A 23,118-nucleotide genomic window follows, 5' to 3' on the forward strand; every position below is an offset into this window, starting at 1 on the left:
CGGCGGCCCCGAAAGGAATCGCACCCGGACACCGCGGGCACGCACTTTGCCGAATCGGCAAAGATGTTTGTCGTGTGGGGTGGCGGGGGCTCACCATCATCGGCATGACGCAACAGACATACGAAGTGGTCGTGATCGGCGGTGGGGCGGCCGGTCTGGGCGGGGCGCTGACCCTGGCCCGGGCGCGGCGCAGGGTCCTGGTCATCGACGCGGGCCGTCCGCGGAACGCGCCGGCGGCCCAGGTGCACACCTACCTGGGGCGGGAGGGAACGCCGCCGGAGGTCCTCCTGGCCGACGGCCGGCGCGAGGTCGAGGGGTACGGCGGTGAGATCCGATCGGGTGAGGTCGTGTCGGCCGAGCGCCGCGACACCGGCGGCTTCCGCGTCACCCTCGCGGACGGCTCGGTCGTCACGGCGGACCGCCTGCTCGTCACGACGGGCCTGGTCGACGACCTGCCCGACGTTCCCGGACTGGCCGCACGCTGGGGCCGCGACGTGCTCCACTGCCCGTACTGCCACGGCTGGGAGGTGCGCGACCGGGCGATCGGCGTCCTGGCCACCTCACCGGTCGCGGTTCATCAGGCGTTGCTGTGGCGGCAGTGGAGCAAGAACGTGACCCTCTTGGCGAACGGCGTCGACGGGCTCGCGGACAACGAGGAACTGGCCGCCCGCGACGTCACCGTGGTCGACGGCCGGGTGACGGCGATGGAGGTGGAGGACGACCGGCTCACCGGCGTCCGGCTGGAGGACGGGCGGGTGGTCGCCTGCGACGCGCTCACCGTCCCGCCCTTCATGACCGCCCGGGCCGGGGTGCTCACCGGTCTCGGGCTGGAGCCGGCCGAGCAGGAGATGGGCGGCCACGTCATCGGCACCTCCATCCCGGCGGATCCGACCGGAGCGACGGCGGTCCCGGGAGTATGGGTGGCCGGCAACGTGACCGGCCTGGCCGACCAGGTCATCGGCGCGGCCGCCGCGGGCGTACGCGCCGGTGCGATGATCAACGCGGACCTGGTGGCGGAGGAGACGCGCCGGGCCGTCGAGGCCCGCAGGGAGGTAAGGCGATGAGCGCGGAAGAGTGGGACGCCCGGTACCGGGAGAGCGAGCGGCTCTGGAGCGGGAAACCGAACGACGTGCTGGTCCGTGAGGTCTCCGACCTGCCGCCGGGGCGGGTGCTGGACCTGGGATGCGGCGAGGGCGGCGACGCCGTCTGGCTCGCCCGGCGCGGATGGCACGTGACGGCCGTCGACATCTCCCGCGTCGCCCTCGAACGCGCGGCCCGGCACGCGGCCGAGGCGGGCGTCGCCGAGCGGATCGACTTCCAGTGGCACGACCTAGCGAGGTCGTTCCCGGCCGGGGAGTTCGACCTCGTGTCCGCGCACTTCCTGCACTCCCCCGGCGACATGCCGCGGGAGGAGATCCTGCGGACCGCGGCCTCGGCCGTCGTACGCGGTGGGGTGCTGCTCATCGTCGGCCACGGGGGCCTCCCGCCGTGGGAACACGATCACGCCCACGTCCGGCTGCCGACCCCGCAGGACGTCCTCGCGGACCTGCACCTCCCGGAAGGGCAGTGGGAGGTGCAGGTCTGCGCGGAACACGAGCGGATCCAGACCGCACCCGACGGAAAGCCGGCGACCCGTACCGACAACACGCTCAGGGTCCGGCGTCTGGCCGCGGAGGAGGTCAGCCGGTGACGGGAAGGTCGCTCGGCACCGGCGTGGGCACCGGCGCCTGACCGGGCGGGGTGCTCTGCGTCGGTGTCGGCGTCGGCTGCTGCGGCGGCGTGGTCTGACCGGCGGAGCAGGTGGCGGAGGAGATGTCGATCGTCTGGGCCTTGCCGGTCGCGAGCGCCAGCTTCACCTCCACCGCGGTGACGGTCAGGCTGCCGTCCCCATTGTGGACCTGTTTGTTGAGCACCACCGAGACCGATCCGACGCCCTGGACCGGCACCGTGACCGTGCTGTTCGGCGCCGCGTCCGCGGCGAGACGGTGGCCGGCGACCGAGGCCTTGACCAGGTGCGACGAGCCCTTGCCGCCGACGCACTTGGCCGTGATCAGGTGGGCCGACAGCGCGGCCTTGACCACCCTGAGGTCGACCACGCTCGCGCGTGAGGCCGCACCGGCGGCGGAGGTGTGCAGCACCTTGAGCTTCACCAGCGGGTTCGGCGGCAGCTGAGCGAGGCTCTTGTGGTGCGCCCCTGCCGACGAGGTGACCGCCGGGGTCTGCGGGATGTTGACCAGGCCGGTGGCGGACACGCCGAAGGCGGACGCGGTGCCGGTGGCCGGGCTGGCCGAGGCCGTCGCCGCGAGTGCGGCCGGGACGGCGATCGCTGCGGCGACCGCTCCGGCGATCGCGACGCTTGCGGGGAGGGGCATCAAGCGCACAGTTGTCTCCTCGGGATGGAGGTACGGGTCAAGCTCTGCGCCTGTCCTCTACGCATCAGCGGGTGCTTCGGTTGCACGATCCGCCGAAGTTCCTCACACGCCTTGTCGCGTACCGGTCACAGAGCGCGTCCGGCGACAATTCGGGCGGCCGGCCCCGGCCACCCGCTCACACGCCGGCCGCGCGCGCCTTCTCGTACACCTCGGCGGCGACGTCCTTGAGCTCCTCGGCGTCGCGCACGCTCTGCTGGAAGTCGACGATGATGTCCTCGAAGCCGATCGCGGCGAACGCGACCAGATCCTCGACGATCTGCTCGACGTTCCCCTGGAAGGGGGCGCGGTCGCCGCCCTCGTACGGCTTGGGCGTGTACTGCGGGTTGGTCCGCAGCACCGTCTGGATCGGCTTGGTGCGCCCGCGTTCGGCCGCCAGTTCTCGTAGTTCGCGCCACTGGGTGGTGGCCTGCTCGACGCTGGTGGCGACGGGCAGCCAGCCGTCGGCGTGGTCGATGAGCCGGCGCTGTGCTCGCTTACCGCCGGCGGCCAGGAGGATCGGGATCGGCCGGGCGGGTTTGGGTCCGACCACGGCGGGGGCGATCCGGGTCGTCCCGCCGTCGTAGGTCACCGGGTCCGGGCCCCACACCGCCCGGCAGACCTCGATGACCTCGTCCATCACCTGGCCGCGCTCCTCGAAGGGCCGGACGCCCGCGGCCGCGTACTCATCGAGGGACCAGCCCGTGCCGAAGCCGGCGATCACCCGGCCGCCGCTCGCCGCGTCCAGCGTGGCCAGCGTCTTCGCCAGCTGGAACGGTCCGTGCAGTGGTGCCACCAGCACGCTGGTGCCCAGCCGGGCGCGTTCGGTGACCGCCGCGGCGAGGGCCAGTGTCACGAGCGGCTCGGCCACCCCGCGGTAGGAATCGGGCCAGGGCATGCCGGGAACGCCGTACAGGCCCTGGGTCGCGGGCTCCGGGAACAGGGCCCGCTCGTAGGCCCAAAGACTCTCGTATCCGATCCGCTCGGCGGCGCGTGCCACGTCGGTCACGTCGCTGCCGAGGTCGTACTGATGGTTCTGCGGGAGGCCGAGTCCGAGTGCGGTCGCCATGATCTGTCAGCTCCTTAATGTAGTTGATAGTTCAACTATATGCCGACGAGTGGCCGTCTCACCGGCGGCGAGTCCGCGCGAAGCTTCCGGGGCGGTGCGTGCTCAGACGAACAGCGGCTCGGCGGCGGACCGCTCGGCCAGCGCGCTCATCGCCTCCTCGTCCGGGGCGGCGGTGTAGCGGGACGCGGCGTCGAGCACGCGCGGCAGCAGGCCGACGTCGCCGACGCTGTTCACGAAGATACCCGGACGGCTGAGCGCCCACCAGACGGCCAGGTCGATGTCGTCCTGCCGCTCCAGCGGTTCGTACCAGGTCGACCGGGTGTGCGGGCGTTCACGCCAGTGGCGCAGCGCGATCGACTTGATCGTCTGTACCGCCACCCGCCGCTCCTGGCAGGTCTGGTGCAGCGCGTCGAAGTTTTCGGCGTAGTACGGGTTGCGCATGGTCACGTAGTTGTACGGCAGCAGCACCGAGTCGAAGTCGAACCGTTCGAGACTGCGCCGATGCGTCGCGGCGATCTGGGCGCCGTGACCGGTCACCCCGATGAAGCGGACGAGCCCCTCGTCTCGCGCCTCGATCGCCGCCTCCAGCGCGCCGCCCGGCGAGAGGGCGATGTCCCACTCGATGGGGTCGGCCAGGTTGTGCAGCTGGAGCAGGTCGACGTGGTCGACACCCAGGCGTTCGAGCGAACGGTGGAGCTCCTCGCGGGCCGGGCCCGCCGTGCGCTCACCGGTCTTGGTGGCCAGGAAGAACCGGCCGGGTTCGCGGGCCAGCAGCGGTTTCAGCCGTACCTCGGCCTCGCCGTACGACGCCGCGACGTCGATGTGGTTCACGCCGTGTTCGAGCAGGACGTCGAGCGTCTCGTCGGCGACCCGCTGCGGCTCATTGGCGAGCGCCGCGGCGCCGAAGATCACTCGTGTGCTCAGGTGGCCGGTACGCCCGAACTCTGCCGTCTCGATCGCCATGAAACCTCCCGTACCGATATGGGCGCCGGTGGCGCTGATCGCCGACTATGAGGTCAACCTACGCCTTGTCCCGTGTCGGTCGTCCGGCGTCACGCAGCCACTCGTCGATCGCGCGGTGGATGCGCTCCTTGGTCGCCGCCGGGGCGAAGGACGCGTCGACGCCCGTACGGGACAGCTCGGCGAGTGCCGCGTCGTCGTACCCGAAGGCCGTACGGACACGGGCGTACTCCTCGGCCAGGGAGGTGCCGGCGGTGGACGGGATGTCGGTGTTCAGCGTGACCCGCAGGCCGGCGTCGCGCAGCCGGGGCAGTGGGTGGGCGTCGAGCGACGCCGCGAGGCCGAGCGTCACGTTCGACGACGGGCAGACCTCCAGGGGAATGTCTCGTTCGCGTACCTCGGCGACCAGGTCCGGGTCGTCCAGCACGCGGATTCCGTGGCCCAGCCGTTCGGTGCGGCCGACGGTGATCGCCTCACGGATGCTGTCCGGCCCGCACGTCTCCCCGGCGTGGTGCACCAGGTGCAGTCCGGCGTCGCGCGCCGCGTCGAGCACCTCGGCGAACGGCGCGAGCGGGTGCGCCTCGTCGCCGGCCAGCCCGACCGCGATGACCTCCTCGTGGGACTCGGCGAGCTTCACGGTGCGCCAGGCCCGTTCGACCGAACGACGCCGGGAGTGGTCGAGGATCACCCGGCACTCGATGCCGTACCTCGCCTGGCCCTCGGCCAGCCCGTCCAGCACCGCCTCCAGCGGCATGCCGAGGTCGCCGAGCCGCTCGCCGTGCGAGGCCGCCGTGAACGTCACCTCGGCATAACGCGTGCCCTGCGCCGCCTCGTCCGCGCAGTACTCGACGGCGACTCGCCGGAAGTCCTCCGGCCGGCGCAGGCAGGTGCGGATGAGCGTGTTGTGGTCGGCGAACTGGCGGAACCCGTCGAAGACCGGCGGGCCGTCCTCCGGTAGAGACGGCACCGGAACCCCGGTGGCCTCGCCGATCTCCCGCAACGTCGTCCACCGGATGGTGCTCTCCAGGTGGACGTGCAGGTGGGCTTTGGGCAGGAGCGTCAGGTCACGCATGGGACAAGCATCGCGCACGACGCGGATCCCCCGGGCGGGGGCCGGGGCGGGCCGGCGGCGTACGGCCGGCGGCATTTCGGCCTTGGCGGCATTGGAGAAATACGGCGGCTGCTTCCGGTGAATGGGCTGAATAATCCGATACTGGCCGGTGCTCCGCATCGCTTCATTGGATGGCTGGATGAGTAATGAGAGCGCCAAATTCTGCAACCCCGTACCGGGTCGGATATGACTCGTTGTTTGCTTCGTCCGGCAAATTCATGGACCGCCCGCGACGTGATCTTTTCCAATCTCGCCGCAGGTGTGGGGCTGTTTTACGCATCTCGATCTGGCCTTACGAACGTCACTGGGGCCGGTGTTAATGTTGCGTTCGTTCAGCATCGAGGTACGACGTTTCTGAGATCACCGGCCACTTGGAGGGTGTGTGAAGCGGCAAAGGCTGAAGATGTGGACGACACCTGTCGTCGGCGGTATTAGCCGCCAATGCCTCATGCTGTTCACCGCCGCCGCGTGGCCGCCTTTCCCCGAATGTAACTTTTCCACTGATGCCGCCGCACAACGTGCGCCGGTCGTGTCCGGGTCAAGAAGTCACTCTCCACGAGAACTCCGAGCGGTGATCCACATCGCCGGTTAACGCCAGGGCGGTGCGGAACAAGGGCCGCCGTACCGCCCGGGCGAGAACCTCCCGAACCACCAGTGAAGAAACCAACACCCTTGGGGGAGACATGCACAAATGGACCGCTCGCGCCGCTCGGGTGGCGCTGGTCGCGGCCGCCGTCAGTGCGGCCGGCGTCGGCGTCGCCAACGCGGACGACACGACGGGCCACCAGAGCATCCTCGGCGGTAACCAGCTGCTCAACCACCTTTCGGTCATCGCGCCGATCGGTCTGTTCGGTAACCACGTCAACCTGCTGAGCTCGGTGGGTCCGGGCAACGGCTTCCGCTACGCGGACGTCCGCAAGGACGACGACCCCACTCCGCAGGTCGACATCTGCGGTAACGCCATCGCGAGTGCGAAGGGTGTCGGTACGGCCGCGTGCAAGGGCGAGGCGAGCATCGGTGCCACCGAGGCCGCTCCGGCCTCGGCTGCTGCCCCTGCCGAGGCTGCGGCCCCGGCTGCGGCTCCTGCGGCGGCTCCGGCCGAGGCTGCGGCTGCCGCGTCGGCTCCGGCTCCGGCCATCGCGGGCCCGATGACCGGCGCTCCGGCCGCCGCCATCGGCGCTCCGGGCGGCGCGGCGGCTCCCGCGTCGAGCGAGCCCCAGGCTCCGGCGGCGTCGGCGGCTCCGGCGGCGCCCGCGCAGGCCGCAGCCGCGCCCGTCACGGCTCCTGCCGCGGCTCCGGCTCAGGCGCCGGCCGCCGCTCCGGCTCCGGCCCAGGCATCGGTCGCCGCTCCGGCGGAAGCCGCGGCTGCGGCGCCGGCCGCCGCTCCGGCCGCTCCTGTCGCTCAGGCCGCGCCGGAGGCCCGTCCCGTCGAGATGAGCACCTCCGGCGAGAACGGTGTGCTCAGCGGCAACCAGGTCAAGGCGCCCGTGCACGCCCCGATCCGGGTCTGCGGCAACGCGGGCGCGCTGGGCGGCATGGCCACGGCCGCGTGCGACGGAAGGGCGTCGAGCGGGCGTATCGGCGGTACCGCCGTCCGAGGGTTCGGCGTCGCGGGCCTGCTCGGCTGAACCTGACGCTCGGGCAGTTTCTCTGCATCGGCCGAATCATCTGTCCGTCCGCCCGGACCACCGGGCGGACGGACATTTCTCGCCTCCGCACAGCCTCACACTCCGGCGTCCCGTGATCTCACCTCTCCCCACGCCGGCCCGGCAATTCCATCCGCGCCGGACCTCACTCGCCCCCGTCGCCTACTCCGCACCCGGAAGGACGTCAGCCGGTTCGCCGGGCCTCACGAGCCAGTTGAGGCTGTCCGCGTCGATGGTGTCGGACCACACGACGAGCCTCAGGTCGTCCGCCGCCAGTTCGGCCGGTCGGTCGTCGAGAATCGACCACAGATTGTCGAGGTCCCCCATGTGCCCGTCGTTGTACGTCACCAGTTCGCTGCCGATACGGGTAGGCGGCGGCACCAAGAGTCCGACGTGATCGGAGAACTGACCGCCGCCGTAGACGTCCACAAGGTCCTTGTAGTCCTGGGGCAGCGGCAGTCTCAGGCGCTCCTCCACAGCCGTCCAGTCGCGGTGGTGCCCGTCGCCCGCCGATGGGGGGATCAGTCGCCGGAGCCGGTCCAGCGGGGTGGCCATGGGAGTGCCTTTCTGCCGTTCGGTGTGTCGTCGGCGGGGTCGTACCGCCGACGCGTCTTTTCCGTTTCCGGCCAGGTGGGGGAACGGCTCGCGGAGGGTGGGGGCAGACGCGGTGAAATCCCGATCTCTCCGCTTCCCGTGACATGAATCCGGTCGCGACCGCCTATCTCCGCTGTTCTGCTTATTCTTACGGCGGAGGCGATGAAATTACATCGTTTCCCTTGCACTTCTCGTGCGGTGACCTTGGGCTCGATAAGGCGATCGAAAAACCTTCGGTTTACTTTTCTTGATTGGCGGCGGATCTAAATCCCGATGGTGAACCTTGCGGCGAAAAGAGGTGATGATACGGCGCTGAGGGCAGGGGGTATCTGCTGATGCGAAGAAAGGCTCACACGTACCCTTTGGAGGTCAGCGGATGGATTCGGTGGACCAGGCTAAGTCGCAAGCCTGGAGTCTCTGGGCCAAATTGGCCGCTCCAGCTTTACTGCGATGTCCTGTCCTCGGTATCAGCGCTGTGCTGGTCGTATCGACGCCGCTCGCCGCGGCGGCTCGCGCCCTGCCGCGTTCCCAAGAATTCGCCTCGGCCCAGCCAACGCAGCGACAGATGCATGTCCTGCGTTCTTACGAGCGGTACTTGGCTCGGATGAAGGCACAGACCGTCAAGGCGCACAAGGCGGTGCGGTTCGCCTACCGCCAGGTCGGAAAGCCCTACCAGTGGGGCGGCGCCGGCCCGCGCACGTACGACTGCTCCGGCCTGGTGATGGCCGCCTGGCGCAAGGGCGGCCTGCGGCTGCCGCACCGGGCCGACCTTCAGCACCGGATGATCCGCAGAAAGGTGAGCCTGAAGCACCTGCGTCCTGGTGACCTCGTGTTCTTCTCGGGCGACCACCACGTCGGCATCTACGTCGGACGCCATCACTTCCTGCACGCGCCGCACACCGGTGCCCGGGTCCAGCGCGGAACGCTGTCCGGGTGGCGGCTGCGGACCTTCGCCGGAGCGGCCCGTCCGGGAGCACCGGCCTACCACGCGTGGCCACACTGGGTGCGGACGCTCGCCAAGCATCACGAGGCCAAGAAGCACGCGCACGGCGCACCCCACCGGCGGCACGCCGATGCTCGAACGGACGACCCGAACGGCACGCAGGCACAGACGCCGAGCACCCAGCCGGAGGCACCGGGCACCCAGCCGGAGGCACCGGGCGGCCAGGCGGTGACACCTGGCACGCAGGCGCAGATGCCCGGCGCCCAGGTGCAGACGCCGAGCACGCAGGCGCAGACGCCCGGCAGCGGGCAGTCCGCGCAGGCGCCCGCCGCCGAGCCGGTCCAGCAGGAGGTTCAGGGACCCGAGGACGACCAGGCCGGTCCGTACGAGGCCGCGCAGCCGCCTGCTTCTCCATCGGCTTCTGCGGTGGCACCGCCGCGGGCGAACTGGCGGGCCCAGCGGCCGGCAGCGCATGCGCCGTCCGCCGGCTCGAGCCTGCTGTCCATTCCGCTGCTCAGGTTGTCGGCGCCGAGGGGACATCACCACGACGACCCCGCGCCTCGCCCCGGTACGCAGCCGGGGGCGCACACCGGGACACGGGGCGGCCCGCGTACCGGAGCGCACACCGGCGGGCGGCGACACCGGCCGCGGGTATCGGTGCGGCGTCAGAACGACGAGCAGCGGTTCGATCGCGACTTCAGCGATGGCGGCCACTACGGCAACGAGTACGGAGACGATGACGGCGGCGCCGGCGACGACGGCATCGACCTGCGCTCACTCCTGGGAGACGCTGTCTGACCGAGGCCCGTCGACCGGAAGTACGGCCGAGACCGGACATCCCCGTTGGTGCGGAATGATTCACATTCTTGGGGGAAGAGTCGAGGTCAAGCCGTAGGTCGGCGGGGGGCGGAAAATGGCCGAGAGTGTTCGTTGTCCGGGGTCGCCGCGAAAGGCGCCCCGGACAACGGCCTGCGGAGAGCCTGCCCGACAGGGTGCGGAATCGTCCGGCGGTCTCCTGCCCGATCCGGGGGAGCGCGCCCGCCCCCGCTTATGCGCGTCGTGTCTGCGCCCGGCGCTCGGGTACGCCATCCGCCTCGTGCTCACCGTGTTCGGCCTGGTGCTGGCGTTCTCCGCGTTCGAGGCGCTGTCACAGGCCAGCGCCGAGACACGCGCCGAAGCCCGTCCCCCGCACGCGAGCAGCCGTACGCAGGGCGCGCTCCCCGGCCGATCCGGAGCGAGCCGCCACGCCGCCATCTCCCACCCGGCGCGGTCCACCCGTACGCGACGGCTCCCGCACCACGTGACTCGGCCGCACAAGGCGCCGGAACGGCCGTACACCGCGCGGCGACGGTCGCATACCGCGCCGCGGCGGGCGTCGCGACCGCCCGGCCGTCGGTCGGCCGCGCGCTGGCCGTACGACCCCCGAAGACGCACCGCCCGCCACGGCTCGTGTGGAACGCGAGCTCACCCGGCCGACGAGACGCCGACCCACCTGTCAGGCGCCCCCGTTGAGGGGACCGGCCCGCGCGGCGTGCGGACGGTGTCATCCCGTCCCCTGCCCGCCGAGCAGGCCGTCGCCCCGGCCCGCGACGCCGTCCAGGCCCGCTCCGCCCGCCCGGATCGCTCAGGCACCGGTCCGTACCGGTTGACGTCGGCCGGGCCCGTCACGGACGCGCCGCCACCGCGTACGGCGAGGATCGGTGTGCCGCCGCCGGTTCCCGACCCGGGCTCCGGATGCGGGGGCGGCGGCTGCGCGACGGGCAAGACGCCCAGCGGCGTCGGTGACGTCGTGCGGATCGGCCGGCCCCGCTCCGGCGTTTGGACCGTCATGCCGCGGACCTCGCGAAGGCCCGGCCGCGACGTCCCGGACAAGCCACCCTTCTCCCCTGACTGATCATGATTCGGCCGGCGCGCAGCGGCATGGCCCTGCCACCGGCGACCCCGCTCCAGGGCCGGCGCGCGCCGGGAAGGCGACGCCGGTGACCTCCGATCGTCCGCGAAGGGGGAACGACTCGTGATCCATACGCTCGTCGCCGAGCACGTGCACCTGTTACGTATCGGCCTGGTCGCCTATCTCACCCAGGAACCGGGGATCGAGGTCGTCGCCGAGCTCGAGAAGGCCGACCGGCTCGTCTCCACCGCAGCCGAGCTGAAGCCCAGAGTCGCCGTCATCGACGTCGAGCTGCCGCCGGAGGGCGGGTCCGCCGTGGCCGGGCTGCTGGCGCGGACGCTGCCCGCCTGCGCCACGGTGATGCTGGTCGGCCGTGACGATCCCGGGCACCTCAGCCGTGCCATGCCCGTACGCCCCCTGGGCCTGATCAGCCGGGAGGCGCCGGTCGAACTGCTCACCTGGTGCGTGCGCCGGGTGGCGTCCGGCCGCCGCGTGGTCGACCCGGACCTCGCCCGCACCGCCCGCACCATCGACGAGAACCCGCTCACCCACCGCGAGCGGCAGATCCTGCGGATCGCCTCCGCCGGCGCCTCGACGGCGGAGATCGCCGCCGAACTGTCGGTCAGCGCCAAGACGGTGCGCAACCACCTGTCCCGCGCCTTCGTACGGATCGGCGCGCGCAACCGGATGGACGCCATCCGCATCGCGACCGAGCGCGAGTGGCTCTGAGACGCCGAGAGGTCAGCGGGGGGTCTGCGACGTCGGAGTCGGTGCGGCGCCGAGCGTCTGCAGCAGGTCGGCGACGGGCTGGAGCTTCTCGTACAGCAGCAGGAGGGGTTCGCCGGGGGTGGTGAGGCCGAGCGCGATGCCGACCGCGTCCTTCAGGTCGCCGGCGGTGTGGATCCGCACGTCCGGCCGTTCCTGCGTGAGCCCGTCGATGATGAGCCTGGTCATCTCTCCGGAGCGCCGGCCGCGCAGGTCCTCGTCCTCGTACACGACGACGCGGTCGAAGGACCGCGCGAGTTCGCGCGCCGTCTCCATCACCAGGTCGTCGCACCGGTCGCCCGGCAGCGTCACGGTCGCCACGCCGTCACGCCCCCAGACGCGTCGCAGCAGTCCGCCCACTGCCGCGACCGCCGCCGGGTTGTGCGCGTAGTCGACGATGACCGGGGTCTCCTCGACGCGGAAGGAACAGCCGCGGCCCGGGTTGCACCGGTGCGGATCGAAGGTCAGCAGACCCCGGGCCACCAGGCTCATCGGTACGCCGAGCGCGCGGGTGGCCGCGGCGGCGGCCAACGCGTTGGCGATCATGTAGTCGGCCTTGCCGCGGAAGGACCCGGCGACGTCGCCGACCGGCAGCAGCGCACGGGTCCGGCCGCCTTCGGCCTCGACCAGCCAGCCGTCCTCGGTGTAGTACGCGACGCCGCCGGCGCGGAGGTGCCGGGAGACGATGTCGTTCGTCCCGGACTGAGCGAAGTAACGCACCACCGGCTTGCGCCGCCGTACGGCCGGGCGCTCGGCGAACGCCGCGACCCGCGGGTCGTCGGCGTTGAGCACGATGTGGCCGCCGGGCCGGATCTCTTCGGCGACCAGCGCCTTGATCTCGACGAGGTCCTCGACCGTGTCGATGTCGTCGACGCCGAGATGGTCGTCGCTGATGTTGGTGATGACCGCGACGTCGGCGCGGTTGTAGCCGAGCCCTCGGCGTACGATGCCGCCGCGCGCGGTCTCCAGCACGGCCGCCTCGACCGCGCGGTTGCCCAGCACCATCTGCGCCGACCGGGGGCCCGACGCGTCGGCCTTGTAGATCAGCTCGTTGCCCACGTACACGCCCTCGGTCGTGCTCATGCCGACCTGGCGGCCGTCCTGGCCGAGCAGGTGCGCGACCATCCGTACGGTCGTGGTCTTGCCGTTGGTGCCGGTGACGGCCACCAGGGGGACACGTGCGGTGGCGCCCGGCGGGTACATCTGGTCGATGATGTCGGCCGCGACATCACGTGAGCGGCCCTCATACGGCGCGAGGTGCATGCGGAGCCCCGGCGAGGAGTTCACCTCGATCACGCCGACTCCGGTCGCCTCCGGCGGGATCGGCGCGCCGATGTCGGGCAGCCGCAGGTCGATGCCGCACACGTCCAGCCCGATGGTCGCCGCCACCCGGCGGCACAGCCGGACCACGTCCGGGTGCATGCGATCGGTGACGTCCTTACTGGTGCCGCCGGTGGACAGGTTCGCGTTGCGGCGCAGCGTGACGATCTCACCGTCGGCCGGCACGCAGCCCGGATGCAGGCCCCGGGCGGCGAGGTGGGCCAGCTCGGTGTCGCCGAGGGTCAGGCGGGTCAGCGGACGGTCGTGTCCCTCGCCGCGCAACGGGTCGGTGTTGGCGAGGTCGACCAGCTCGGCGATGGTGGACCGGCCGTCGCCCGTCACACGCGCCGGGCTCAGCTCGGCGGCGGCCACGACCCGGTCGCCGACCACGAGCACGCGGTGGTCGCGGCCCGGCACGTAGCTCTCCACGAGGACGTCCTCGCACACGGTCGCGGCCTCACGGAAGGCGGCGCTCACCTCGGCCGGGCCGGACAGCTCGATCGAGACCTTCTCGCCGTGGTGGCCGGACAGCGGCTTGACCACGACCGGGCCGCCGATCTCGGTCATGACCGCCACGGCCTCCTCGGCGGAGGCCACGATGCGTCCGCTGGGCACGGGCAGCCCGGCCTCCTCCAGCAGGCACTTGGTCAGCATCTTGTCCGCCGCGGCCTCCATCCCGACGGCCGAGGTGCGGTCGGTCATGGCCGCCCACACCATCCGGCGGTGCTTGCCGTGGCCGAGCTGCAGGAGGTTCAGGTGGCCCATCCGGCGTACCGGGATGCCACGGCGGCGCGCGGCCTCGGCGAGCGCCGCGGTGCTGACGCCCAGCCGGGACTGCCCGTACGCGGAGGAGATGGCCGTCAGCTCCGGGTCGAGTACCGGTGCGCCGCCCTCCAGCAGCCCGGTGACGGTGCGCATGGCGAGCCGCAGCAGCCGCTCCACGATCGGGTGCTCGGGCGGTTCGTCGCGCGGGCATTCGAGGATGACGTCGTAGCGTCCCGGCGCGCCCGCCCAAACCGTACGGCCGAAGAAGACCTCCCGGCCGACCATCGAGGACAGCTCCAGCGTCACGTGCTCGGTGACGTGCCCGAAGTAGGTGCCGCGGGCCATCGCCTCCAGCAGGCCGCCCGGCCGTCCGGCCGAACAGTGGTGCTCGGTGAGGCCCGGCAGCAACGGCACCAGCCGGTCGGCGAAGCCGGGGAAGTCCGTGGTCTCCCGGCCGGTGAGCTCTTCCAGCTCCAGGCGGGCGATCGCCACCGGTCGCGAGACGTAGAGATTGGGACCGCCGAGCCAGCGCAGATGGTCCAGGTGCACGGCTTACTCCTCTTCTTCCCGTGTTGGGCCGAACCACGGTTTGCGCTGCTCCAGATCGAAACAGCAGCCGGCCGGAAGGAGATGCAGACGAACGTCGAACAGCGCCATCGGGTCGTTCGCGGCATGGTCCTGCGCGACGGTGGCCCGATCGGCGTCCACGACGGTGACCACGCCACGGCCGATCACCTCGAAACGGTCGCCGTCAACGACGATCGCGGTGTCCTCGTCGATGCCGACGCCGAGGTACCGCACGTCGAGGGCGATGCCGCTGAGCAGCCGTGGCAGCCGGCCGCGTTCGGCGAAATGCATGTCGATCAGGACGTTGCCGAGCAGGTCGAGCCCCGGCCCGATGCGTACCGACGATGTCGTGACCGACCCTCCGTCACCGCCGAGGATCATCCAGCGGCCCAGCGCGGTGGCGCCCGCGCTGGTGCCGGCGATCACGAGGCCGTCCTCGTGGAGCCGGCGGTGGAGGAGGACGTTGGTCTTGGAACCGACGAGCATGCTGAGCCGTGACTGGTCGCCCCCGCTGATCAGCACGCCGGTCGCCTGCTCGAGCATGGTGAGCGAGGCTGGATCGTCGGCGGTCGTGCGCCCGATGAGCCGCAGCTCTGTCACGGACGGGACCCCAAGGCGCCGGAACACCGTGGTGTACTCGGCGGTGACCTGTTCGGGAACGCCGGTGGCGGTGGTCACCACGACGATGCGTGAACGACGTGAGCCGGAGAGGCTGACGAACTCCTCGAGCGGTCCGGTGCCGCAGGTGCGGTTCTCCCTGCCGCCGATGACCAGGAGCCGGCCGCTGCCGGTCCTCCCCTCCGTTATGTCGGTCACGACAGCTAGCTACCCTCTTGTCACAGCAAGTAGTCGCCGACTGTGACACCGGGCATGGTGCGGTTTTCTTGGCCAATTGTCTGCCGAAGCGGGTGATTCGCCGGAAGTATGGTCCGGCTTCGCACGGCGCGAGGAGAGCTTTTTGAGATACCGGATGGTATTTCGCTGAGCGCTATCCAGGAGGCGACGGTCCCCTTACTTCGGAGATCACGGTGAACCAACGCTCCGCCCTGCGCGTCTAAGGGGCGCATGATTCCTGAGATCGTGGGGGTGGCCGTAGGGACGTACGGGAAAAGGCGGCGTGGTAACCCTCCGAGAGGCACACTCACTCCGAAGTGGAGCGAATGGGGGCGGACGGCCCAGTTCGTTTTGGAGGTGCCCATGTCGTGCACGAACGGTTTCGGCAATGTTCGTCTTATGTACCGTCTTGTCCTGGCGGTCGACGTCGAGAAGTACAGCGCGCGTGACGCGCGAGAGCAGCTACGAGCGCAGACGGAGCTGAAACGCATCCTCAACATCGCCGCCCAGAACGCCGGACTCGACCAGCGCCACTGGTACGAGCAGGTGAGCGGAGACGGCGAGCTGGTGGTGCTGCCCGAGGACGTGGACGTCTCCGCCGTCGTCGGGGACTTCACGCACCAGCTCGAGACGGTCCTCGGCGAGGTCAACCGCAAGGTCGTGGGCGGGACGCGGCTGAGGCTGCGGGTCGCGATGCACCACGGCACGCTGACGCCCGGCCCGTTCGGCCCCGCGGGCGACGCGCCGATCGTGGTCAGCCGGCTCCTCGACGCCAAGCCGCTGCGCCGGCTTCTCGCCGATCAGCAGGACCGCGACCTGGCGCTCATCGTCTCGCAGAGTCTCTACCAGGACGTCGTCCGCACCGGGTTCTGCTCGCTCGACCCCGAGGAGTTCCAGCCCGTACGCGTGAACGCCAAGGGCATCCAGTACCACGGCTTCGTCCGGCGTCCCGATCAGGTGCGGATGGCTCCGGCGGCGACGCTGCGACCGGTCAGCGGAGGCGGCGCGGCACTCGTCGCGCTGCCCGGCGGCCGCGCCTGATCCGTCCACGCCATCCCCGCATGGCCTACGCTCACCGATTTCTCCACATTCCCGGTCGGTCAGCCGCCCGCGCGCCGTCGCGGCGCGCGGCGGCCGCCGGCCGTTTCTGCGCTGACAACGGCAAAGGGTCGCAATTCTCCGGACGTTAAATAGGCGATTTTTGGGTAGACGCCTTGTGAATACCTTTTAGGGGTAATTGCGTTACCTGGCGTCGGCGCACGTTATCTCGTGCGGCCCGAGTCGGTGTTACGGGTGGCGTTCTTCGATCGGCCGGTCCAGTCCGAGTTCTTCCAGCACCGCGCGACGGCCGGCTTGTACGTCGGCTCCACCGGCAGCACCCGTCCGGCCGCGTCGCGGAACAGCGAGCCCGCGGCCATGCGCTTACGCGCCAGGGATGCCACGTACTGATCCGGCGGCAACACTCCTGAACTGCCGGAACTCATCCGGCGAGGCTACCGGGCGAGGCCGCCACGCATCCGCCGAACCGGCCGGACCGGCCGCCGCCGGATTGACGATCATCGATCTCACCGGCAAGGTTCCGGAGTGCACGACCGCCGGTTTCAAGAGTCCGAGAAGAAGCCGACCGAAGACGCCCGGTCCTGGCCGAAGGAGTGACCGTGCCCCCCACCTGTGCCTCCCGCGACCGGTAACGGCGGCCAGGGGCCGGGCGAGGCGTGGGTGTTCGCCCGGACCACCGGCGCCGGCGGGCTCGGTCACACCGGATGGGCCGTCAAGCTGCCCGAGGACGACACCTACATGTTCGGCGCCACCGAATCCGTGCCCACGGGCAAGGGCGACAACGGCGGGCGCGGCAAGGCCTGGATCCTCAAGGGCAGAGAGAACGGCACCTGGGTCATGACCGGAACCCGCGACCAGATGCTGCGGACCTTCGGCGACCCGACCGCCGACCCCTACGTCGCCGCGATCACGCCCTGGGCCAAGCCCTACGACAAGTGCCGGTGCCAGGCGACCGCCGTCGCGAACGTGGTCGCGGCCACGATCGCCGTCGCCGCGAGCAAGAACGCGGGCTACCTGCTCGTCTTCAACAACTGCCTCGGCAACACGATCAAGATTCTGCGCGCGTACGGCGCGCTCCGGCTCCCCGCGGCGACGTACCTTCGCGCTCTGCCGAACAACTGGTTCAAGAGCCTCACCGAGCCCTGGGGCCCGATCCGGGATCTCGGCCACGCCGGCGACCGGCCGCCCGTTCTCCCGAATCCCACCGCTCCCACCGCATGACTCGACCCGGCTGACTCAGCATTTCGTTACCCGGGCGCACGCTCACTGTGCGATGTGAATCTGGCCGGTCCGGGCGGCGTCTCCTACCGTCGTAGCGCAGGGCACGACCTTTCGTTGCGAAGCGGTGCAGTGACAGGTCATGGCTGGATCCGAAGTGGCGGCGAGCATCTTCCGCCGGGCGGAGACTCTCTTCAGGGCAGCCGTACGCACAGGCGAGCACGGCGGCCATCCTGACCGGGCGATCCGTCTCACGATGCGGCCCGCACGGCTGGGCGAGGAGAAAGAGGTCGTTCGCCTCCGCACCGAGGCCGCCCGCTGGATCGAGAGAAGGACGGGGATCCGGCAGTGGGCGGACCCCTGGCCGACCGAGGAGGTCATGCGGTCGAACATCCGCTCCTCGATCGAGCGAGGCGAGACCCGGATGGCGGAGGACTCCGAAGGCCGGCTCCTGGGAACGATCGCGCTCGACAAGCACACGGCCGGCGGTCTGTGGACCGAGCGTGAGATGGCCGAGCCCGCCATGTACTTTCATCGCCTGATCGTCGACAGGTCCAACGCCGCTCCCGGAGTCGGGTCCCGGATGATCGAGTGGGCGAAGCAGCGGGCGAGAGACGCCGGTGCCGACTGCTGCGCGCGGACGTCTGGACGGACAATCGCGAGCTGCAGTCCTACTACAAGAATCTGGGCTTCACCCATGTCCGCACGGTCGTACGTGACGACTACCCCTCGGGTGCCCTGTTCCAGATCGCCGTCTGACGAGGTGCCGAGGCGAGTGGTGACCGGACCTACGTGGGGCCGGGGACGTCGAGACGAGGCTCCGGCACGTCGCCGATGTTGTAGTAGAGCTGGTTGCGGTCGGCCGGGTAGACCGTGACGGTGAACCGCATCGGCTCGCCGGTGGTGGCGTACACGGTGCGGGAGAGCTCGATCAGGCTGACGCTCACGTTGTCCGGCAGGCCGAAGAACACCGACTCCTGCCGGCCGGGAGGGCGTGCGGCGATGAGGTCCTGGTAGCCCGCCTGCGTGAGTTGCAGCGCACCCTCGAGGTACTTGGCCACGCCCTCGCCGACGTCGACGGCGTCGACGAGGCGTTCGGCGCCCCGGTTGACGAACTCCATGGGGTAGAAGGACGTCTGCAGCGACCACGGGGCGTCGTCGATGAAGCGCTCCTGGTACCGGCTGACCACCCGCGCGCCCTCGGCGAGCTGGAGCTGGCGGGCGACGAGGGCGGTGGCCTTGCGGATCTCCACGCGCGGGTCCGAGGTGCTCGGCCGGCGGTTCTGGACGCGGGCGCTCGCGACGTACGCGCCGCCCTCGTCGTCGGCGCTCCCGAAGCCGTGCCGCGGGGACAGCTCGACGGCGAATGGAGTGATCTTGCGGGAGACGAAGGTGCCGCGGCCCGGCTGGGCGACGACGAGCTGCCGCTGGGTCAGCCACTTGATCGCGTCGCGCACCGTGTTGCGCGAGGCGTCGTACTCGGCCTGGAGCTCGAGCTCGGTCGGGAGTTGCGAGCCGCGGGGGATCTCGCCGTTCTCGATCTTCTTGACCAGGTCGTCGGCGATCGCACGCCACTTTGACCCTGCCATCATCACTCCTCGAACGCCTGACCACCCAATATTGGCCAGACGGATCAACTCGGTCAAACAGGGTTAATGATTCCGTTTGGGGGTATCGATGGAATGGTTGGGATGATTCCATCCTACCAATGATGATCATGTTGTGAGGGCGATACGGCAGAGTCGCCAGATCGCCACCGGCCCCGGTCATTCCGCGGGCCTGTCCGGGGGCGGATGGCAAAACCGCACGTTCTGTGCGGTGCGAGCGAGAGGGAAAGCTCGTGCACTGGTTCGATTCGGTAAGTATGGTCCTGCTCGTCGTCGCGGTCGCCGTCTTCGGCGCCGCCGTGAACCTCCTCTGGGGCTTCGTCAGATCCAGCGGCCGCGACCCGCTGACCCCCTACGCCCCGGATGAGCGTTCGGCGCGTGCCCGGCGGTGGGCCGGCGTCTATGTCCGGCGACCGCAGCCCCAGGACACCCCACTGGACCGGAACGCCGTCTAGGCCTTTCCGGACCCGGCTTTCCCTGCCCCTCACGCCTCTGTCGTGAGGGGCAGGCCGTTACCCGGTGCGGAGCGTGACGCCCGCTCGCCGAGAGGAGGACCGATCTCGATGGAAACCCCCTGCGCCCGCGCGTCCGGACTCGTCCGGCCCGCCTCGTACGCCCGTGTCGCCGCCGCGGCGGGCGTGGGCAGGGCGATGGGCCGCCTGTCCGCCCGGGTGCTGCGCCCGCGTCCGTACGCCGCGAAGGGAGCTCTGCAGTGCGCGGTCGTGGCGTTCGACATCGCCGGCTTCGGCGACCGGCGCCGTGACGACGACGTGCAGCTCTACGTACGAGCCGGGCTGTACCGCATCCTCGAGGAGTCGTTCGAGGACGCCGGCGTGCCGTGGCGGGAATGTCACCGGGAGGACCGGGGCGACGGCGTCCTCGTCGTCGTGCCCGCGCTGGTCGCCACCGAGTCGCTCATCTCCCCGCTGACCGAGCGTGTACGCGCGGGGCTGCGCCGCCACAACAAGCTCTCCAGCGAACCCGCGCAGATCCGGCTGCGGATGGCACTGCACGCCGGCCACGTCCACTTCGACGCGTACGGTGTGGCGGGGCAGACGCTGGTGCACGCGTTCCGGCTGCTGGAGGCGCCCACGTTCAAGACCGCCTTCGCCGCCACGGGCCGCGAGCTCGGCTGCGTGGTCTCCGACCGGCTGTACGACGACGTGATCCGGCACGGGCCGGGACTGATCGACCCGGACCTCTACGACGCGATCAGCGTGTCGGTGAAGGAGACCGAGGCACGCGCGTGGGTGCACTTCCCGCCCGGAGTAGTCCGCCCGGCGCTGAACGCCTGGCCGCACATCGTGGGCCCCGCCGCGGCGGGCGCCTGATCACAGGACGGAGATGTCCCGGGCGATCGTCACAGGACGGAGATGTCCCAGGCGATCGACACGGGCACCACCTGGCCCGCACCGCCGCTCACCGTGATGGTGGCCGTGCCCGGCAGGGTGATCAGCCCCCGGTTGAGCGTCACCTCGATCTCCACCCGGCCGTGATCCTTGATGGTCCCGCCGGCCTGGGCGAGCGTGACCTGGGGCGAGGAGGCCGCGGCGCTCCAGCTGACCGGGCCACCCCGGGCGCTGAGCACCAGGGAGGCCATCGTGTCGTGGTTGCGGAAGCGGATCGAGGCGGGGTCGACCACCAGGGTGCCGCCCTTGCCCCCCGGCGGCGACGGCGAGGACGTGGGCGTCGGCGTGCGGGAGTTCATCGACTGCGGGGCGGTGGTCGGCCGCTGGTCGTCGCCGGCGCCCGGGGCGCCGGCCTGCGCCGACCGGTGCGGGTGAGGCTCGGGCGACCGGGCCGTGTGCGGCTTGCCGCCGGGCCACTGGATGTCGGGCACCGGCAGGTTGGGGTTCATCACCAGGAGTGCGACGAACGCCGCGGCCAGCGTGGTGAACAGTCCCACGCTGGTGAACGCCCAGCGGCGTGCGAGGTGCGACGGCGCGTCCGGCTGGCGCGGCATGCCCTCCGGCGTCAGCGCCCCGCCACGCGCGGCGATCTCGGCGCGGTATCCGGCCAGCTCAGGGTCGGTCCCGGTGTGCTGGACCCGGTGCCGCAGGGCCGCGGGCACCACGGGCGCGGGCGCGGCGAGCAGGAACTCCTCGGCGTCGGGCACCCGCTGCTGCGCACGGCTCAGCCGTGCGTCCGAGCGGCGGAGCGAGACGCCGACCGTCATGGCGAGGTCGTCGCCGGTCAGGTCGTGCCGCAGCGCGAGGAACAGCGCCTCGCGGTGGAGGAAGTCCAGGCTGCCGAGGGGATCGTCCTCGGCGGGTTCGAGCTGGAGCTTGCGCTGCATGCAGCGCCGCCGCGCCGCTGCGTACAGCCAGGGACGCAGCCGGGCCCGGTCACGCAGCCGAGGCGCGCGGCGCGCGGCGTCGATGAAGGTGTCGTGGACGACGTCGGCGGCGGCACGCCGGTCGTCCAGGAGTGCCATGCAGTAGTCGTACAGGCGCTCGGCGTACACGTCGTAGAGCGTGGCGATCACATCGTCGTCCCCGTCGTGCAGTCCCTTGACGAGACGACGATCGGCGTCGGGGGCGAAGCGGGACCACCTTGCCATGTACGTGCTCCACGATTCAGGTTGCCTAAACCCTAAGGGAAGAAAGCAAGCTCACCGTAAAAAGCGCAAATAGTGCAACTTGCCCTTCGGTGCCGATGTTCGAGGCGCCGACCTTCGGGTGGCCGTAAACGACGATGCCCCGTACGGGAGGCGCACGGGGCATCGTCGGCCTTGGCCGTTATAGAACCTTCGCCGTACGGTGACGGTCGGGCGGCCCGCCCTTCGTTGATCAGCCGAAAACGCGGGCTCTCGTCGAGACGGCCAAGGCGGAGTCGTCGGAGAAGATCCCGTCCACGCCGAGCCGGTAGAAGTCGGCGAGGTATCGCGAGGCGTCGCCCTGGGCACGCGCGTAGTTCGGCGATCCGGAGTCGCCCTGCTGGTACTCCACGGGCAGGAAGGAGTTCTCCGGCCGCACCGTCCACGGGTGCACGGCGAGACCGGCGCGGTGGGCGTCACGGACCAGCGTCGTGGGCGGCAGCGCGTGGTTGCCGGAATCGACCGGAATTATCCGCGAGAGCCCCGGCCCGATGCCGTACGCATAGGTCGCGATGTCCTTCAGCCCGGCCGGCTTGACCAGGTCGTCGTACGTCCGCGGGTCGTGGTTCGCGACGAAGTCGTACGGCGCGCCCTGCGTGTCGATGAGCTGGATCAGCCGGATGCTGGTCTTCTTGCTGAGCGCCCGCAGGTTCGAGGTCTCGAAGGACTGGATGAACACCTTGTCGTTCCGGCCCTTGAAGCCGTACTTGGCGAGCTCCTTGAGCAGCTCGTCCTCCAGCGGCAGCCCGATCCCTCGGAAGTAGGTGGGATGCTTGGTCTCGGGGTAGACGCCGACGTGATGGTCCTTGGCGATCTGCAGGACCTCGTCGAGGCTGGCGATCTTGTCGACCCCGTCGAACGCGCTGCTGCCCGCGCGCAGATCCGGCAGCCGCTCCTTGAGCCGCAGCGTCTCCAGCTGGGCGAAGGTGAAATCCTCGGTGAACCAGTCGGTGTGCTGGACGCCGTCGATCGTCTTGGTCTTCTTGAGACTCGCGAACTCCGGATGCTTGGCCACGTCCGTCGTGTCGTTCAGCCAGTTGTCGTGCCGCGCGACCAGGACGTGATCCTTGGTGGTCACGACGTCCGGCTCGATGTAGTCGGCGCCCATCTCGATGGCGAGCTGGTAGGCACTCCTGGACTCCTCGGGCCGGTACTCACTGGCACCGCGGTGTGCGATCACAATGGGCTTCTGCCTGCTGAGCGTGCTGGGCGTGCTCTTCCGCGCTGACGCCGAGGAAGCCCCGCTGGAACCGGCGAACGCGGCGTACGCGGACCCCGCGGTGACGAGGGCCAGCCCACCGGCCAGCAAGCGTCGAGACAGTGACATGAGCGACCTCCTGAGTCGGAACGTGCGGAGGCTACGACGGCCGCGTGACGAATGGGAGACCTGATCTATAAGGGAAGAGGGTCCGAAACCGGCCAGCCACGAACGCGCTCGCGGCTGCTCAGGGAGCTCGCCGCTGATCACCGGCGCGTACGGAGGGGCCGCGAAGTTGTCCACAGGGGACGGTGTTCCTGTGGATAAAATCGAGGCGGGGACGCGGTCGAGGTATCGATTCGCGTGTCGCCGTGGAGTGCCGGTACACTCGTCGAGCAGCCAGCAGCCGTAGCTCAACGGATAGAGCATCTGACTACGGATCAGAAGGTTGGGGGTTCGAATCCCTCCGGCTGCGCAGAGGTAAGCGCAGGTCAGGGCCCTAAATCACTTCGGTGAGGCGGGGCCCTGAGTGCGTTTCGGGGCCGTTCGTCTCACAATTTCTCACAT

Annotated in this window: 22 protein-coding genes and 1 tRNA gene; 12 read left to right on the plus strand and 11 right to left on the minus strand. The window is 70.4% G+C overall.

Annotated features, from left to right (window positions below; translation table 11 throughout):
* Positions 1–104: 104 nt before the first annotated feature.
* Both OG417_RS03105 and OG417_RS03110 read left to right on the plus strand, forming a co-directional pair.
* Positions 105–1,064: an NAD(P)/FAD-dependent oxidoreductase gene (locus tag OG417_RS03105; RefSeq protein WP_329249419.1), complete on the plus strand. Its 960-nt coding sequence runs from the start codon at positions 105–107 to the stop codon at positions 1,062–1,064.
* Complete coding sequence (locus OG417_RS03110) at positions 1,061–1,690, plus strand: SAM-dependent methyltransferase (protein WP_329249423.1); 630 nt, start codon at positions 1,061–1,063, stop codon at positions 1,688–1,690. Before OG417_RS03105 ends, OG417_RS03110 begins: the two co-directional genes overlap by 4 nt.
* On the opposite strand, the gene OG417_RS03115 is transcribed toward OG417_RS03110, so the two are convergent.
* The 4 genes from OG417_RS03115 to add form a co-directional block, all read right to left on the minus strand.
* Positions 1,680–2,372: a choice-of-anchor P family protein gene (locus OG417_RS03115; RefSeq protein ID WP_329249426.1), complete on the minus strand. Its 693-nt coding sequence runs from the start codon at positions 2,370–2,372 to the stop codon at positions 1,680–1,682. The genes OG417_RS03110 and OG417_RS03115 overlap by 11 nt on opposite strands.
* A 175-nt stretch (positions 2,373–2,547) precedes the next feature.
* Positions 2,548–3,477 (minus strand): LLM class F420-dependent oxidoreductase, encoded by a 930-nt coding sequence (locus tag OG417_RS03120; RefSeq protein ID WP_329249428.1) that lies wholly within the window; start codon positions 3,475–3,477, stop codon positions 2,548–2,550.
* Between the two features lie 102 nt (positions 3,478–3,579).
* Entirely contained in the window at positions 3,580–4,440 is an 861-nt protein-coding gene (locus OG417_RS03125) for an aldo/keto reductase (RefSeq protein ID WP_329249431.1), read from the minus strand.
* Positions 4,441–4,498: 58 nt separating this feature from the next.
* Positions 4,499–5,509, minus strand: coding sequence for an adenosine deaminase (gene add / locus OG417_RS03130; RefSeq protein WP_329249434.1), 1,011 nt, complete (start codon positions 5,507–5,509; stop codon positions 4,499–4,501).
* 722 nt (positions 5,510–6,231) lie between these two features.
* Here add and OG417_RS03135 point away from each other — a divergent pair.
* Positions 6,232–7,176 carry a chaplin gene (locus tag OG417_RS03135; protein ID WP_329249437.1) on the plus strand — a complete coding sequence of 315 codons (945 nt, stop codon included), beginning with the start codon at positions 6,232–6,234 and terminating at the stop codon, positions 7,174–7,176.
* A gap of 180 nt (positions 7,177–7,356) precedes the next feature.
* Here the strand turns inward: OG417_RS03135 and OG417_RS03140 are convergent, their stop codons facing one another.
* Entirely contained in the window at positions 7,357–7,749 is a 393-nt protein-coding gene (locus OG417_RS03140; RefSeq protein ID WP_329249440.1) for a hypothetical protein, read from the minus strand.
* Positions 7,750–8,392: 643 nt separating this feature from the next.
* On the opposite strand from OG417_RS03140, the gene OG417_RS03145 reads away from it, so the two are divergent.
* From OG417_RS03145 to OG417_RS03155, 3 genes are all read left to right on the plus strand, one after another.
* Entirely contained in the window at positions 8,393–9,529 is a 1,137-nt protein-coding gene (locus OG417_RS03145; protein ID WP_329249443.1) for a C40 family peptidase, read from the plus strand.
* Positions 9,530–9,827: 298 nt separating this feature from the next.
* Positions 9,828–10,625 (plus strand): hypothetical protein, encoded by a 798-nt coding sequence (locus tag OG417_RS03150; protein WP_329249446.1) that lies wholly within the window; start codon positions 9,828–9,830, stop codon positions 10,623–10,625.
* A 120-nt stretch (positions 10,626–10,745) separates the two neighbouring features.
* Complete coding sequence (locus tag OG417_RS03155) at positions 10,746–11,351, plus strand: response regulator transcription factor (RefSeq protein ID WP_329249448.1); 606 nt, start codon at positions 10,746–10,748, stop codon at positions 11,349–11,351.
* Between the two features lie 12 nt (positions 11,352–11,363).
* On the opposite strand, the gene cphA is transcribed toward OG417_RS03155, so the two are convergent.
* Positions 11,364–14,021 (minus strand): cyanophycin synthetase, encoded by a 2,658-nt coding sequence (gene cphA, locus OG417_RS03160; RefSeq protein ID WP_329249451.1) that lies wholly within the window; start codon positions 14,019–14,021, stop codon positions 11,364–11,366.
* A gap of 3 nt (positions 14,022–14,024) precedes the next feature.
* Positions 14,025–14,855, minus strand: coding sequence for a cyanophycinase (locus tag OG417_RS03165; RefSeq protein ID WP_329249454.1), 831 nt, complete (start codon positions 14,853–14,855; stop codon positions 14,025–14,027).
* A 417-nt stretch (positions 14,856–15,272) separates the two neighbouring features.
* Between OG417_RS03165 and OG417_RS03170 the strand changes: the two genes are divergently transcribed.
* Entirely contained in the window at positions 15,273–15,914 is a 642-nt protein-coding gene (locus OG417_RS03170; RefSeq protein ID WP_329249457.1) for a hypothetical protein, read from the plus strand.
* Positions 15,915–16,135: 221 nt separating this feature from the next.
* Here OG417_RS03170 and OG417_RS03175 read toward each other — a convergent pair whose 3' ends face one another.
* Positions 16,136–16,357, minus strand: a complete 222-nt coding sequence (locus tag OG417_RS03175) for a hypothetical protein (protein ID WP_329249461.1) — start codon at positions 16,355–16,357, stop codon at positions 16,136–16,138.
* Positions 16,358–16,544: 187 nt separating this feature from the next.
* Here OG417_RS03175 and OG417_RS03180 point away from each other — a divergent pair, with 187 nt between their 5' ends.
* Together OG417_RS03180 and OG417_RS03185 are read left to right on the plus strand one after the other, a co-directional pair.
* The gene (locus OG417_RS03180) at positions 16,545–17,153 is read left to right on the plus strand and encodes a hypothetical protein (protein ID WP_329249463.1); all 609 of its coding nucleotides are present in this window, start codon (positions 16,545–16,547) and stop codon (positions 17,151–17,153) included.
* Between the two features lie 588 nt (positions 17,154–17,741).
* Positions 17,742–17,909, plus strand: coding sequence for a hypothetical protein (locus OG417_RS03185; protein ID WP_329249466.1), 168 nt, complete (start codon positions 17,742–17,744; stop codon positions 17,907–17,909).
* A gap of 29 nt (positions 17,910–17,938) precedes the next feature.
* On the opposite strand, the gene OG417_RS03190 is transcribed toward OG417_RS03185, so the two are convergent.
* Complete coding sequence (locus OG417_RS03190; RefSeq protein ID WP_329249468.1) at positions 17,939–18,739, minus strand: GntR family transcriptional regulator; 801 nt, start codon at positions 18,737–18,739, stop codon at positions 17,939–17,941.
* Positions 18,740–19,014: 275 nt separating this feature from the next.
* On the opposite strand from OG417_RS03190, the gene OG417_RS03195 reads away from it, so the two are divergent.
* Positions 19,015–19,212 (plus strand): hypothetical protein, encoded by a 198-nt coding sequence (locus OG417_RS03195; protein ID WP_329249471.1) that lies wholly within the window; start codon positions 19,015–19,017, stop codon positions 19,210–19,212.
* A gap of 108 nt (positions 19,213–19,320) precedes the next feature.
* Positions 19,321–20,088: a hypothetical protein gene (locus tag OG417_RS03200; protein ID WP_329249473.1), complete on the plus strand. Its 768-nt coding sequence runs from the start codon at positions 19,321–19,323 to the stop codon at positions 20,086–20,088.
* A 29-nt stretch (positions 20,089–20,117) separates the two neighbouring features.
* Here the strand turns inward: OG417_RS03200 and OG417_RS03205 are convergent, their stop codons facing one another.
* Both OG417_RS03205 and OG417_RS03210 read right to left on the minus strand, forming a co-directional pair.
* Positions 20,118–21,317: a sigma factor gene (locus OG417_RS03205; RefSeq protein ID WP_329249476.1), complete on the minus strand. Its 1,200-nt coding sequence runs from the start codon at positions 21,315–21,317 to the stop codon at positions 20,118–20,120.
* 229 nt (positions 21,318–21,546) lie between these two features.
* Positions 21,547–22,680 (minus strand): glycerophosphodiester phosphodiesterase, encoded by a 1,134-nt coding sequence (locus OG417_RS03210; RefSeq protein ID WP_329249479.1) that lies wholly within the window; start codon positions 22,678–22,680, stop codon positions 21,547–21,549.
* A gap of 273 nt (positions 22,681–22,953) precedes the next feature.
* On the opposite strand from OG417_RS03210, the gene OG417_RS03215 reads away from it, so the two are divergent.
* Positions 22,954–23,026: transfer RNA gene (locus tag OG417_RS03215), tRNA-Arg, on the plus strand.
* Positions 23,027–23,118 lie beyond the last annotated feature (92 nt).

This window comes from Actinoallomurus sp. NBC_01490 (genome assembly GCF_036227085.1).
GTDB lineage: Bacteria > Actinomycetota > Actinomycetes > Streptosporangiales > Streptosporangiaceae > Actinoallomurus > Actinoallomurus oryzae.

What these genes read in the sequence shown, in the direction of transcription:
- OG417_RS03105 (WP_329249419.1), top strand. Translation starts at nt 105, where the DNA reads ATGACGCAACAGACATACGAAGTGGTCGTGATCGGCGGTGGGGCGGCC.
- OG417_RS03110 (WP_329249423.1), top strand. Translation starts at nt 1,061, where the DNA reads ATGAGCGCGGAAGAGTGGGACGCCCGGTACCGGGAGAGCGAGCGGCTC.
- OG417_RS03115 (WP_329249426.1), bottom strand. Translation starts at nt 2,372, where the DNA reads ATGCCCCTCCCCGCAAGCGTCGCGATCGCCGGAGCGGTCGCCGCAGCG.
- OG417_RS03120 (WP_329249428.1), bottom strand. Translation starts at nt 3,477, where the DNA reads ATGGCGACCGCACTCGGACTCGGCCTCCCGCAGAACCATCAGTACGAC.
- OG417_RS03125 (WP_329249431.1), bottom strand. Translation starts at nt 4,440, where the DNA reads ATGGCGATCGAGACGGCAGAGTTCGGGCGTACCGGCCACCTGAGCACA.
- add (WP_329249434.1), bottom strand. Translation starts at nt 5,509, where the DNA reads ATGCGTGACCTGACGCTCCTGCCCAAAGCCCACCTGCACGTCCACCTG.
- OG417_RS03135 (WP_329249437.1), top strand. Translation starts at nt 6,232, where the DNA reads ATGCACAAATGGACCGCTCGCGCCGCTCGGGTGGCGCTGGTCGCGGCC.
- OG417_RS03140 (WP_329249440.1), bottom strand. Translation starts at nt 7,749, where the DNA reads ATGGCCACCCCGCTGGACCGGCTCCGGCGACTGATCCCCCCATCGGCG.
- OG417_RS03145 (WP_329249443.1), top strand. Translation starts at nt 8,393, where the DNA reads ATGAAGGCACAGACCGTCAAGGCGCACAAGGCGGTGCGGTTCGCCTAC.
- OG417_RS03170 (WP_329249457.1), top strand. Translation starts at nt 15,273, where the DNA reads ATGTACCGTCTTGTCCTGGCGGTCGACGTCGAGAAGTACAGCGCGCGT.
- OG417_RS03175 (WP_329249461.1), bottom strand. Translation starts at nt 16,357, where the DNA reads ATGAGTTCCGGCAGTTCAGGAGTGTTGCCGCCGGATCAGTACGTGGCA.
- OG417_RS03190 (WP_329249468.1), bottom strand. Translation starts at nt 18,739, where the DNA reads ATGGCAGGGTCAAAGTGGCGTGCGATCGCCGACGACCTGGTCAAGAAG.
- OG417_RS03195 (WP_329249471.1), top strand. Translation starts at nt 19,015, where the DNA reads ATGGTCCTGCTCGTCGTCGCGGTCGCCGTCTTCGGCGCCGCCGTGAAC.
- OG417_RS03200 (WP_329249473.1), top strand. Translation starts at nt 19,321, where the DNA reads ATGGAAACCCCCTGCGCCCGCGCGTCCGGACTCGTCCGGCCCGCCTCG.
- OG417_RS03205 (WP_329249476.1), bottom strand. Translation starts at nt 21,317, where the DNA reads ATGGCAAGGTGGTCCCGCTTCGCCCCCGACGCCGATCGTCGTCTCGTC.
- OG417_RS03210 (WP_329249479.1), bottom strand. Translation starts at nt 22,680, where the DNA reads ATGTCACTGTCTCGACGCTTGCTGGCCGGTGGGCTGGCCCTCGTCACC.